This window comes from Comamonas sp. NyZ500 (assembly GCF_016772095.1).
GTDB classification, from domain to species: Bacteria; Pseudomonadota; Gammaproteobacteria; order Burkholderiales; family Burkholderiaceae_C; genus Comamonas; species Comamonas thiooxydans.
On sequence record NZ_JAEIJE010000018.1, the window covers coordinates 70,095 to 81,981 of the forward strand.

Sequence of the window (11,887 nt, forward strand, 5' to 3'; positions counted from 1 at the left end):
TCAGGGCTGACCACGCCGTCCGTTTGCCAGTCCGAGCATAGGCTGGCCTAAAATCTTCCCGTCACACAAGGCGCATAAAGGGAAGCATGAAATACCTGCTGTGGCTGCTCAAGGCAGCCATTTTTTTCACTCTGTTCGCATTCGCACTCAACAACCAGCAAGACGCCACCGTGCATTTTTTCTTTGGCACGGCATGGACGGCACCTCTGGTGCTGGTGGTTCTGGCTGCTTTCGCACTGGGCCTTTTTGTCGGAGTGCTGGGCATGGTGCCACGCTGGCTCAAGCATCGCAGCGCAGCGCGCGAGGCACAGGCCACTCAACAGGCACCGAACGCCGCAGCCAGCGCCACCAGTGCAGCACCTGCGGTGAAGGAACAGAACTCTTCTTCGATCATTGCGCCGGGCGACGTGCATGGAATTTAATCTGACTTGGATTTTGCTGGGCCTGCCTGCAGCCTTTGTTCTGGGCTGGCTGGCCTCCCGCTGGGATTTGCGCCAGGTGCGTGCCGACAACCGCCAGGCTCCCAAGGCGTACTTCAAAGGCCTGAACTTTCTACTCAACGAGCAGCAGGACAAGGCCATCGATGCCTTTATCGAGGCCGTGCAGAACGACCCCGACACCACCGAACTGCACTTTGCACTGGGCAATCTGTTTCGCCGCCGCGGCGAATACAACCGAGCAGTGCGCGTCCACGAGCATCTGCTCAGCCGCGCCGACCTCACCCGCCCCGACCGGGACCGTGCCCAGCATGCACTGGCACAGGACTTTCTCAAGGCCGGCCTGCTGGACCGCGCCGAGGAGGCTCTGAACCGCCTGGAAGGCACGCAGTACGAAGGCGAGGCACGCCTGGCGCTGCTGGCCATTTACGAGCGCTCGCGCGACTGGGCCCAGGCCGCGGCCATCGTGCGCAAGATGCAGGCTGCGGGCCAAGGGGACTTCAGCACCCGGCTGGCCCACTATCTTTGCGAAGACGCGCAATCTCAGGTCGCCCATGGCCAGCTCGACAAGGCGTTTGCGCAGCTGCAACAGGCCCTGGAGACTGCGCCGCAAGCTCCGCGTCCCCGACTGGAGCTGGCCCAGCTCCAGCATCGACAGGGCCGGTCCGCACAGGCTTTGTCAAGTCTTCAGGCCCTGGCACAGAACAGCCCCGCAGCCCTGCCCCTGGCGGCCAGCCTGCTTGTGGAAGTGGCCGAGGCAACGGGCGCGCTCGCCGAGGCTCGCGATCTGCTGCTCAAGCACTATGAACAGGCACCCTCGCTGGATCTGCTGCAGGCACTGGTCGCAGTCGATCAGAAAAGCGGAGATGCAGGAGCCCCCGGCCGCCAGCGCCTGGTGCAACACCTGGAGCATGAATCTTCCCTGGTAGCTGCCGCCCAATGGCTGGAAGGCGAGACCCTGACCGAAGAGCAGTACCATGCCACCGTGCAGAAGGCGCTGAACCACGCCACCAAGCCTCTGACCCGCTACCGCTGTGCGGCCTGCGGCTTTGAAGCCCGCACCCATTTCTGGCATTGCCCCGGCTGCCAGAGCTGGGACAGCTACCCGGCACGCAGGGTCGAAGAGCTGTAAAGCACTTCCAGAAGACAAAAGAGCGCCCAGGGCGCTCTTTTTCAATGCATGCAGGCGGCCCGGTTAATGGCCGACCCACTCATCGCCCGGCATATCCTGCTTGCCGATCAGCCAGGGCAGGCGCGAGGACACTCCGACCAGAACCCCCACGGCCCAGAACAGAGCCGAGACACCGACCACGGTGCCCAGCGAGCCGAACAGCACCGGCATCAGCACGCTGGAGCCATTGATGGCCATCATGCGCAATCCCAGCGCCTCGCCATGGCGCTCGGGTGGCGTGATCTGATGGATCATGCTCATCACCATGGGCTGCACCGATCCCAGCACCACGCCCAGCAAGACCGAACAGGCGCCCATGCTCCAGGCACCGGGCATGAAGGGGTAGGCGATGAACAGGGCGCAAGCGGCAACCATGGCCCCCAGCACCACTTGCGATTCGGCCATATGGCGCGTGATGATGGGCATCAGCATGCGGATCACGGCTGCAGCAATCGCAAAGGCGCCCAGGATGCTGCCTATCACCGAGGCAGGCAGTCCGCGCTCATGGCCCAGAATGGGCACGACAAAGGTGTGCACGTCCCAGCAAGAGGAAAGCGCCCAGTTCAACAGCAACAGGCGCCTGAAGCCCCGGTTCTGCACCAGGTCCCAGGCCGTTGCCTTCTGGTTCGCACTCTCAGTCTGCAGTGCGGGCAGCTCCTGCACCGTTCTTGCCCAGAACCAGGCCGCCAGAGGCATCAGGGTCAGCAGCAAAAACGCCGCCCTGAAGCCCGTGGTGCTGGCCGCTTCGCCGCCGGCATAGTCGATCAGCAACCCGGCCGCGAAAGGCCCCAAAAAATTGGAGATGGCCGGCCCGATCGCCAGCCAGCTGAAGACCTTGCGCAACTCGTCCTTGTTGTGTGCCATGCGCCCCACATGGCGCTGCAGGGCGATGAGTGCCATGCCGGCGGCGCCGCCCGTCAGCAAAGCGCTCAGGCATAGCACCGGATAAATCGGGAACAGCACGGCCACTCCCGCTCCGGAACAGGCGGCCGCCACACTGATGATGAGCGGGCGCTTGAGCCCGTGACGGTCCGCATAGCGGCCCGCGGGCAGCGAAAGAAACACCTGGGTCAGTGCAAACAGCGCCAGCAGCATGCCGACCGCGGCTGCGCTATAGCCCTCCTTGAGCGCCAAAAGCGGCGTGGCCATGCGCATTCCGGTCATGGTGCCGTGGATACAGACTTGCGCAAGGATCAGGCGCAGCAGGGCTGCATTCATTCTTCGTCCTCGCTGGCGGTCTGATCGCCTCCAGACGAGGTGGCCGGAAACAGGGGCTGCTCCTGCCCGGCTTCATTCGGCAGCTCCTGCACATTGCGCAAATGGCGCTGAATGGCGCGCGTGCGCACACCCACCTGATCGAACTTGCGCGCAGCGGCATCGATGGACTTGCGCGTGGCCTCCACCACTTCGCCGAACTTGCCGAACTCGGTCTTGACCTGACCGAGCACGCCCCAGACTTCGGAGGAGCGCTTCTCGATCGCCAGCGTCTTGAAGCCCATCTGCAGGCTGCTGAGCATGGCGGCCAGATTCGCGGGACCGGTAATCACGATGCGATGCTCGTTCTGCAGCGCCTCGACCAGGCCCGGACGGCGCAGCACTTCGGCGAACAGGCCCTCGGTGGGCAGATACATGACGGCAAAGTCCGTGGTGTGCGGCGGTGCGATGTACTTGCTGGCAATCTTTTTGGCTTCGCCGCGAATCGATGTCTCGAAGGCATTGCCTGCAGCGGCAATTGCCACCCTGTCGGCACTGTCCTGGGCATCCTGCAGGCGCTGATAATGCTCGACTGGATATTTGGCGTCGATGGGCAGCCAGACGGGCTGCTCGTCGTTGCGGCCCGGCAGCCGGATGGCGAACTCGACCAGCTCATCACTGCCAGGCACGGTCTTGACGTTTCTCGCGTACTGCTCGGGCGTGAGCACATTGTCGATAATGCTGCCCAGCTGCAGCTCGCCCCAGGTGCCGCGCGACTTCACATTGGTCATCACGCGCTTCAGATCGCCTACGCTGCCCGCCAGAGTCTGCATCTCGCCCAGCCCCTTGTGCACCTGCTCCAGCCGATCGCTGACCAGCTTGAAGGACTCGCCCAGACGCTGCTCCAGCGTGGCATGCAGCTTCTCGTCGACAGTGCGGCGCATCTCGTCGAGCTTGAGGGAGTTTTCACTCTGAATCGTGGCCAGTCGCTCGTTGAGCGTTGCGCGCAGTTGCTCCGCCGTGGTCTGCTGGCCCTGTGCCAGCGCAGCCAGTTGCTGGCTCACCGCATCCTGCAACACGGCAAACTGATGACGCAGTTGCTCGCCATTGCTTCCCAGCTGATCCTTGAGCGCAGCCCCCATATTGGTACTCATATGCGTGAGCTGCTGCTGGATGTCGCCCTTGAGCGAGTCCAGCGTGCCGCGCGTCGTCTCGGCCAGGGCCTCGAAGCGCTGCTGGACATGGACTGCCTGCTCTGCACTGCTTTGGGCCAGTGCCGCACGGGCTTGCTGGCTGTCGCCCGTCAGCCGCTGCGCAAGCTGGGAAACGTCTTCACGAAAGGATGCCAGCGCCGCCGCCTGCTCGCGCCGTGCGGCCAGTGCATCTTGCTGGGCCTGGGCCAACTGGGTCTGTACATGCTGGGTGACACGGTCCAGGGCTCCATCGCTCTTGGCCACCGTCATCTGGGTACTCTGGCTGCTGCGATCCAGCTGCTGCAGCCTGACATCCAGCGCCTGCAATCCCTGCAGCAGCTGGGCTTGCAACCTCATCGCATCAGGGCCGAGAGCAAGCTCCGTCTGACGGCGCAGCCCCTGCAGCCACCACAGCAGCACCAGAAGCAGGCCCACCATCAATACGGCCAGCGCCGCCAACCCAAGCCACCACGTAGTCACTGTCTTGCCACGCCTTTCGCACTCTTTTTCATAGCTGCAAGCGCTTATCAGCAAATCGCTACAGACCTATTCATTGAATTTCCGCCATGGGCATTGCAGACTGAAGTTTGCAAGCACTAGCGCGCAGGCAAATTATCAGTCCTCAGAGCCACGAAAAATTCAATGCGATCAAAAGTGCTGCTTCCGGTTGCAGCCTTGGTGACAGCGAGGCTGCAATCGGTTGACGCAAGAATCAGGCGTCGGGGCCCACTTGCTGGGCAATGGCCATGGCGAACTTGCCGCCGCCCACAGACCAGTCGGAATAGTCGTTTTCGTGCGTGAAGATGAACACATCGCTGGGTGCGACGTCCGCATCTTTTTCCAGATTGGCGGCGATGTTGGCATACAGCGCGCGCTTCATGGCATCGCTGCGCCCACGGCGCATGGTGATCTCAACCACGACCACGCGGTCCGAGCGCTTGTAGCCGTTGAAAGTGCGGCTGAAGAAGAACTTCTGCTCGTCATATTCCTCAACCATGTTGAACAGCTCATCGGCGGGCATGCCGATGCCGTCGATCAGGGCCTGATGAATACCGTTGACGATGGCCTGGCGCTGGGCGGACGTGGTGTCCTTGTGGACGCTGGTGCGGATAAAAGGCATTGCTGTCTCGCTTGATATAAAAAAGCCCGCCGTGCGCACAGACGCCAAGCGGGCAGAAATTATCAAAGCCGGCAACGCACTCAGAGCACGTATTCGCCCTCAAACTGATATGACGTGATACGGCCTAATCGCGGCATCAGGCCAGCTGATTGACGGGCGTCAGCGGCCCCTTGCCGGCAAAGAACGAGATCAGGTTGTCAGCCGCCAGCCCCGCCATGGCCGTACGCGTACCCTTGGTGGCGCTGGCGATATGAGGTGTCAGCACCACATTGGGCACGGTCAGCAGATCGGGATGCACGACAGGCTCACCCTCGAACACGTCCAGCCCCGCTGCGGCAATGCGCTTATCCTTGAGTGCCTGGGCCAGAGCCGCATCATCGACGATGCCGCCGCGCGCAATATTGATCAGCGTGGCCGTGGGCTTCATCTGCGCAATTTCTGCCGCGCCTATGGTGTGGCGGTTTTCGGGGGTGAACGGCAGCACCAGCATCAGATGGTCTGCACGTTCGAGCAGCTCCTGCTTGCCGACATAACTGGCCTTGCACTCGGCTTCCAGCGCAGCATCCAGACGCGAGCGGTTGTGATAGAGCACCTCCATGCCAAAGCCGTAAGCCGCACGGCGTGCAATGGCCTGACCGATGCGGCCCATGCCCAGGATGCCCAGCGTGCTGCCATGCACCTCGGCACCGGCAAACAGGTCGTAATGCCAGTCCTTCCAGAGCCCGGCACGCAGATAGTGCTCGCTCTCGGCAATGCGGCGCGCCGTGGCCATCAGCAGGGCAAAGCCGAAATCAGCCGTTGTCTCGGTCAGCACATCGGGGGCATTCGTGCCCTGCACGCCCGCGGCCGTCATCGCGGGCACATCGAAATTGTTGTAGCCCACAGCCATATTGGCCACGATCTTGAGCTGCGGGCAGGCGGCCAGCAGCTCGGCATCGATGCGCTGCGAACCCGTGGTCAGCACGCCATCCTTGCCCTGCAACTGCTGTGCCAGCTCTGCCGGAGACCAGACCACATCCTCCTGATTGGACTGCACTTCAAAATGCTGCTGCAACCGCTGCACCACCTCGGGTGAAATGGCGCGGGCAATCAAGATACGGGGCTTTTGACTCATCGCGTTGTCTCCTCATTCATCTTTTTAGAACATATCAGCTCGCCCGGCACAGCCCGAGCTATCAAGCAAGAACCGTCCCGCAGCAATGATGTCGTCCCCCTCAAGGGGAGAGCCATCACCTAAACCAAATCCAGGTAATCAAAACCAGCAGAGGTACCAGCACGCAGACCGACCAGAGCATATAGCCGAAAAAGCCCGGCATCTTCACGCCGCGATCTTCGGCAATCGCCTTGACCATGAGATTGGGCGCATTGCCAATGTATGTGTTCGCTCCCATGAACACGGCACCGGCAGAAATGGCTGTCAGCGTCAGCGCCATCTCGGTCATGAGGTGCGCGGGGTCGCCGCCGGCGGTATTGAAGAACACCAGATAAGTCGGAGCGTTGTCGAGGAAGGAAGACAGCAGACCCGTGGCCCAGAAATACATGGCCGGGTTGGGCGTGCCATCGGCATTGGTGACTGCGCGCACCACGGCACCGAACGGGCCATCGACACCTGCCTTGAGCATGGCGATGACGGGAATGATGGTCAGGAAAATACCTGCAAACAGCTTGGCCACTTCCTGCATGGGACCCCAGCCGAACTCATTGGCCTGATGCACACGAGCGGGTGTGAGTTTGAGCGAAAGCAGCACCACGGCAAGCAAACCCAGATCACGCACCAAACCGGGCAGGCCCACATGGGTCCCGGCGATCTCGATACCCGCAGGAGTGCGCCAGATGCCGCTGACCAGCACCAGAGCCACCACCACCATCAGCAGCACAAAGTTCACGCGGCCTTCAAAGCCCAGGCGGCTTTGAGCCCCGGTCACATCCATGCTGGGCGTGGGATCGGGCAGATCGGTCTCGCCCTTTTGCCCCATCAGCTTGTGATCTATCACATAGAAGATGGCCAGCAGCGCCAGCGTGAGGAACAGCATAGGGCCCCAGATATGGCTCACCGTCCAGAAGAAGTCCACCCCCTTCAAAAAGCCCAGGAACAGCGGCGGATCTCCGAGCGGCGTCAACGCCCCCCCGGCATTGGAGACGATGAAGATGAAAAACACCACCACATGAGCCTGATGACGGCGGTTGTCGTTGGCGCGCAGCAAGGGGCGTATCAGCAGCATCGAAGCCCCGGTCGTGCCCATGAAGCTGGCCAGCACTGCTCCAATGGCCAGGATGGCGGTATTCAACCCCGGCGAACCACGCAGATTGCCGCGCACATAGATGCCTCCGGCCACCGTGTACAACGCGGTCAGCAGGATCACGAATGGCAGATACTCGGCCAGCAAGGCATGCACCAGATTCACGCCCGCCGCGCCCAGACCGTAGACCAGCGCAAAAGGCAGCAGGAAGGCCAGCGCCCAGCCGGCAGTGACCTTGCCGAAATGGTGATGCCAGAATTGCGGAAGCAGCAGCGGCAGCAGCGCAATGGACAGCAGCATGCCCACAAACGGCAGACCCCAGGCCACGGACATGGCTGCGCCGTCAATGTCTGCGGCCTGCGCGGTGGCTGCTGCCAGCGTCAGCAGCGCGGCCGCCGCGGCTTTCATAAAAGATTTGCTGTTCAAACGCCCATCCTCTCTGCTCTTTGCCCTGCAACAGGCATAACTCCCGCCAATGATTCTTTGATTTCTATGCCTGCGAAACCGGCTCCGGCGGCGCAATGCTGAACACCTGGCGCAGATAGGCCAGGTATTTTTCATCGTCACACATGCTCTTGCCCGGTGTGTCCGATAGCTTTGCCACGGGCTGGCCGTTGCAGCGCGTCATCTTGATCACGATCTGCAGTGGTACATGCTCGGGGGGATTTCCCAAATCGTTGGTCAGATTGGTGCCGATGCCGAACGCCAGCTGGCAGCGACCGTTGAAGCGCTCGAACAGCCCGATGGTTTTGGGGATGGTCAGCCCGTCGCTGAAGATCAGCACCTTGCTCAGCGGATCGATCTTGTTGGCCTTGTAATGCGCGATCAGGCGCTCGCCCCAGTCAAACGGGTCGCCGCTGTCATGGCGCGCACCGTCAAAAAGCTTGCAGAAGTACAGATCGAAATCACGCAGAAAGGCCGACATGCCATAGACGTCGGACAGCGCAATCCCCAGATCGCCCCGGTACTCGCGCGCCCAGGACTCGAAGCCGAAGATCTGGCTGTCGCGCAGGCGCGGGCCCAGCGACTGGCAGGCCTGCAGATATTCATGGGCCAAGGTGCCCAACGGGATCAGGCCCAGCTTCATCGCATACAGCACATTGCTGGTGCCCGCCAGTTGCCCCTTGCGCTGGCCGTTAACGCGCGCCGCCCCCGAATGACCCAGCCTGGCGCAAAGCACCCGCAGCACCTCTTCATGCCAGGCCCTGGAAAAGCGCCTGCGGGTGCCGTAATCGGCAATCTTGAGCGACTCAAGGCCAGGCGCCTGCAGCAGCTCGATCTTCTCGTCCAGGCGCTTGCGTCCTTCCAGAAAGTTGGGTACGGGCTGGGTATTGCGGAAATACACCTCGTTGACGATGGCCAGCACCGGAATCTCGAACAGGATGGTGTGCAGCCAAGGGCCCTGGATGGTGATGTCGATCTCGCCGCTGGCCAGGGGCGTGACCGTGATGTATTTGTCGTTGAGCTGGAACAGGCTCAGGAAATCGACAAAATCGCTCTTGATGAAGCGCAGCGAACTCAGATAGGCCAGCTCGGCATCTTGAAAGCGCAGCTTGCACAGAGAGCGGATTTCTTCACGAATTTCATTGACGTACGGAGCCAGTTGCACGCCAGGGTTGCGGCATTTGAAGCGGTACTCCACCTGCGCGCCCGGAAACTGATGCAGCACCACCTGCATCATCGTGAATTTGTACAGGTCGGTGTCTAGCAGACTGGTGATGATCATGGACGACGGTGGGCCTGACGGTCCGTTCAGTCATGGAACAAGGCTGGCTCAAATACAGGCTGCGCCAGCCTCAACAGAGACTGACGAGTGTAGGCTATTCCACACCCTGCACCGTACTCACGGCCCCTAAGCGCTTCTTGCAGATGCGGGCTTCGGATTTGCCGCCAGATATATCAATCGGATCAGAATCAAACCTTTGATACACATACGCAAGAAGCTATCGTTTTTGCTATTCACCAGCAGGCTCTGCACGCAGCAGTGACTGTAGCGCCGCCCGCAAGGGCTCGGGCAAAGGCACAGGCCGGCGCGTCTGCCTGTCGACATAGACATGCACAAAATGCCCGGCAGCAGCCGACTGGCTCGCACCCCTGGCAAACAGACCCACTTCATAGCGCACGCTGGAGCTACCCAGATGGGCCACGCGAATACCCGCTTCCACGGCTTGGGGGAAAGCCAACGAGGCAAAGTAATTGCACTGGGTCTCTATCACCAGGCCAATCGTCTGCCCATCATGAATATCCAACGCGCCCTGCTCTATCAGATACGCATTGACCGCGGTATCAAACCAGCTGTAGTAGATGACGTTGTTCACATGACCGTAAACATCGTTGTCCGACCAGCGGGTGCTGATTTCACGAAACACGGGATAGGAGTCGCGCGCCTGCGGCTGGGCGCGCAAAGGTTTGCCATGAGATAACGATGCAGTCATGCAGTCATTTTGCAGAGCTGCCCCGGCGGCGCCAGCACCACCGCGACAGGGCTTGCAGGTTGTCACTCATCAACGCATGACGCACCGCACAAAGAAAACACGCCACTTCAATTTTTGTCAGTTATCAGACATAAAAAAGTCTTTTAAAAATCAGATACTTATCAAAAACAAAGAGTCATTAATTTTTTTGCTGCAGCGCAACAAATTAAAGCTTGCATTGCCACAAATTCTCTTTCACAATGCACCCATGCTGCACTGCAACATACGGCTGGCAAAGATAGCGGTCATGTCAGGGCAGACGTTTCCTCCGGTCCGATCCCTTTGTTAGATCCGTAATTTTGGAGAATTGCCATGAGCCTGACCCCTGACCAAATCCTGAGCGCACAAAAAGCCCACTTCGAGACACTGTTCGGCCTGACCAGCAAAGCTTTCGAAGGCGTGGAAAAGCTGGTGGAACTGAACGTCACCGCCTCGCGCGCCGCACTGGCCGAAGCTGCCCAGCACACCCAGGCCGTGCTCAGCGTCAAGGACGCCCAGGAACTGCTGACTCTGCAAGCAGGCCTGTTCCAGCCGCTGGCCGAGAAAACCGCTTCCTACAGCCGCCACCTGTACGACATCGCCAGCAACACTGCCGGCGAATTCAACAAGACGCTGGAAGCCCAGTCCACCGAAGCTCGCAAGAACTTCAATGCCCTGCTGGACAACACGACCAAGAATGCTCCTGCCGGTTCCGAATCCGCTGTTGCCATGGTCAAGAGCGCAGTCTCCGCCGCCAACAACGCTTTCGAATCCGTGCAAAAGGCTGTGAAGCAAGCCTCCGACATGGCCGAAGCCAATTTCAACGCAGCCACCAAGACAGCAACCGAAGCTGTCAAGGCCACGACCGCTGCCAAGCGTTAAGAACATGGTTATTGACATGCTTGGCAAAAACTAGGGTTTACCCTATAATCGCCAGCATGTCAGGTCGGCATACATTGAATCAGATGCTGACCTTGCGCAAGTTGTCTCCTTGGATCCTCCTGAAACCCCCGTTTCATGGATCCCTTCAAAGCCCAATCTTCCCGATTGGGCTTTTTTTTATGCGCGCTTTCCTCAGGTCGCCAGTTCCTTCACTCTGTGCATAATTGACGTTTACGTCAACGTCAACAGACATCGAACAAGGAGACAGTTCATGCAGATTCAGGATCGCGTATTCATCGTGACCGGTGGCGCTTCAGGCTTGGGCGAAGGTACGGCGCGCATGCTGGCCGCCAACGGCGGCAAGGTCGTGATTGCCGACATGAATGCAGAGCGCGGCGAGGCCGTAGCCAGTGAGATCGGCGGCGTCTATCTGCGCTGCGATGTCAGCAATGAGGCCGATGGTCAGGCCGTGGTCGCCAAAGCCACCAGCCTGGGCAAACTCGCCGGCCTGATCAACTGCGCCGGTATTGCACCGGCCGAGAAAACCGTAGGCAAAAGCGGCCCGCACAGCCTGGCCGTCTATACCAAGACCATCATGGTCAACCTGGTCGGCACCTTCAACATGATTCGCCTGGCAGCGGATGCCATGAGCAAGAATGAGCCAGAACCTACCGGCGAGCGCGGTGTGCTGATTTCTACCGCCAGCGTCGCAGCTTATGACGGCCAGATCGGTCAGGCCGCCTACTCAGCCTCCAAGGGCGGCGTGGTCGGCATGACGCTACCCATTGCTCGCGACCTGGCTCGCAGCGGTATTCGCAATATGACGATTGCTCCCGGCATCTTCGGCACCCCCATGCTGTTCACCATGCCGCAGGAAGTTCAGGATGCACTGGCCGCCAGCGTGCCCTTCCCCAGTCGCCTGGGCAAACCCGAGGACTACGCCAAGCTGGTCAAGCAGATCCTGGAAAACGACATGCTCAATGGTGAAGTCATCCGCCTGGACGGCGCCATTCGCATGGCCCCGAAATAATGGGTAAATCAAAGGCCTTGCCGCAAGGCCTTTTCTCGGGATCCCGGGCAAAGAAAAAGCCGCAATCAATTGCTTGATTGCGGCTTTTTGAATCTGGCGGAGTGGACGGGACTCGAACCCGCGACCCCCGGCGTGACAGGCCGGTATTCTAACCAACTGAACTACCA

At 60.4% G+C, this 11,887-nt stretch carries 11 protein-coding genes; 4 read left to right on the plus strand and 7 right to left on the minus strand.

The genetic code is table 11. The features are described from left to right. The first annotated feature begins 86 nt into the window (after positions 1–86). Both JAO85_RS21150 and lapB read left to right on the plus strand, forming a co-directional pair. Positions 87–422: a lipopolysaccharide assembly LapA domain-containing protein gene (locus JAO85_RS21150; RefSeq protein WP_003067671.1), complete on the plus strand. Its 336-nt coding sequence runs from the start codon at positions 87–89 to the stop codon at positions 420–422. After that, positions 412–1,569: a lipopolysaccharide assembly protein LapB gene (gene lapB, locus JAO85_RS21155; RefSeq protein WP_012837596.1), complete on the plus strand. Its 1,158-nt coding sequence runs from the start codon at positions 412–414 to the stop codon at positions 1,567–1,569. Before JAO85_RS21150 ends, lapB begins: the two co-directional genes overlap by 11 nt. Positions 1,570–1,632: 63 nt before the next feature. Here lapB and JAO85_RS21160 read toward each other — a convergent pair whose 3' ends face one another. The 7 genes from JAO85_RS21160 to JAO85_RS21190 all read right to left on the minus strand — a co-directional run bounded on the left by JAO85_RS21160 (position 1,633) and on the right by JAO85_RS21190 (position 9,790). Further along, positions 1,633–2,826 (minus strand): MFS transporter, encoded by a 1,194-nt coding sequence (locus tag JAO85_RS21160; RefSeq protein ID WP_046462756.1) that lies wholly within the window; start codon positions 2,824–2,826, stop codon positions 1,633–1,635. Next, complete coding sequence (gene rmuC / locus JAO85_RS21165) at positions 2,823–4,433, minus strand: DNA recombination protein RmuC (RefSeq protein WP_202788976.1); 1,611 nt, start codon at positions 4,431–4,433, stop codon at positions 2,823–2,825. The genes JAO85_RS21160 and rmuC overlap by 4 nt, the downstream gene beginning before the upstream one ends. A 274-nt stretch (positions 4,434–4,707) precedes the next feature. Continuing rightward, a complete protein-coding gene (locus tag JAO85_RS21170; RefSeq protein WP_202788972.1) occupies positions 4,708–5,115 on the minus strand; it encodes a tautomerase family protein in 408 nt (135 codons plus the stop codon). Positions 5,116–5,251: 136 nt separating this feature from the next. Continuing rightward, on the minus strand, positions 5,252–6,229 hold the full coding sequence (locus JAO85_RS21175) for a D-glycerate dehydrogenase (RefSeq protein WP_054075782.1): 978 nt from the start codon (positions 6,227–6,229) through the stop codon (positions 5,252–5,254). A gap of 115 nt (positions 6,230–6,344) precedes the next feature. Further along, complete coding sequence (locus tag JAO85_RS21180) at positions 6,345–7,763, minus strand: sodium:proton antiporter (protein ID WP_012837591.1); 1,419 nt, start codon at positions 7,761–7,763, stop codon at positions 6,345–6,347. A gap of 82 nt (positions 7,764–7,845) precedes the next feature. Beyond that, positions 7,846–9,081: a nicotinate phosphoribosyltransferase gene (gene pncB / locus JAO85_RS21185; RefSeq protein WP_034371341.1), complete on the minus strand. Its 1,236-nt coding sequence runs from the start codon at positions 9,079–9,081 to the stop codon at positions 7,846–7,848. A 229-nt stretch (positions 9,082–9,310) separates the two neighbouring features. Continuing rightward, a complete protein-coding gene (locus JAO85_RS21190; RefSeq protein ID WP_012837589.1) occupies positions 9,311–9,790 on the minus strand; it encodes a thioesterase family protein in 480 nt (159 codons plus the stop codon). A gap of 351 nt (positions 9,791–10,141) precedes the next feature. Here JAO85_RS21190 and JAO85_RS21195 point away from each other — a divergent pair, with 351 nt between their 5' ends. Next, complete coding sequence (locus JAO85_RS21195) at positions 10,142–10,690, plus strand: phasin family protein (RefSeq protein WP_003067688.1); 549 nt, start codon at positions 10,142–10,144, stop codon at positions 10,688–10,690. Positions 10,691–10,961: 271 nt separating this feature from the next. Continuing rightward, positions 10,962–11,720 (plus strand): 3-hydroxyacyl-CoA dehydrogenase, encoded by a 759-nt coding sequence (locus tag JAO85_RS21200; RefSeq protein WP_003057163.1) that lies wholly within the window; start codon positions 10,962–10,964, stop codon positions 11,718–11,720. Positions 11,721–11,887: the final 167 nt, after the last annotated feature.

What these genes read in the sequence shown, in the direction of transcription:
- JAO85_RS21150 (WP_003067671.1), top strand. Translation starts at nt 87, where the DNA reads ATGAAATACCTGCTGTGGCTGCTCAAGGCAGCCATTTTTTTCACTCTG.
- lapB (WP_012837596.1), top strand. Translation starts at nt 412, where the DNA reads ATGGAATTTAATCTGACTTGGATTTTGCTGGGCCTGCCTGCAGCCTTT.
- JAO85_RS21160 (WP_046462756.1), bottom strand. Translation starts at nt 2,826, where the DNA reads ATGAATGCAGCCCTGCTGCGCCTGATCCTTGCGCAAGTCTGTATCCAC.
- rmuC (WP_202788976.1), bottom strand. Translation starts at nt 4,433, where the DNA reads ATGGTGGGCCTGCTTCTGGTGCTGCTGTGGTGGCTGCAGGGGCTGCGC.
- JAO85_RS21170 (WP_202788972.1), bottom strand. Translation starts at nt 5,115, where the DNA reads ATGCCTTTTATCCGCACCAGCGTCCACAAGGACACCACGTCCGCCCAG.
- JAO85_RS21175 (WP_054075782.1), bottom strand. Translation starts at nt 6,229, where the DNA reads ATGAGTCAAAAGCCCCGTATCTTGATTGCCCGCGCCATTTCACCCGAG.
- JAO85_RS21180 (WP_012837591.1), bottom strand. Translation starts at nt 7,763, where the DNA reads ATGAAAGCCGCGGCGGCCGCGCTGCTGACGCTGGCAGCAGCCACCGCG.
- pncB (WP_034371341.1), bottom strand. Translation starts at nt 9,081, where the DNA reads ATGATCATCACCAGTCTGCTAGACACCGACCTGTACAAATTCACGATG.
- JAO85_RS21190 (WP_012837589.1), bottom strand. Translation starts at nt 9,790, where the DNA reads ATGACTGCATCGTTATCTCATGGCAAACCTTTGCGCGCCCAGCCGCAG.
- JAO85_RS21195 (WP_003067688.1), top strand. Translation starts at nt 10,142, where the DNA reads ATGAGCCTGACCCCTGACCAAATCCTGAGCGCACAAAAAGCCCACTTC.
- JAO85_RS21200 (WP_003057163.1), top strand. Translation starts at nt 10,962, where the DNA reads ATGCAGATTCAGGATCGCGTATTCATCGTGACCGGTGGCGCTTCAGGC.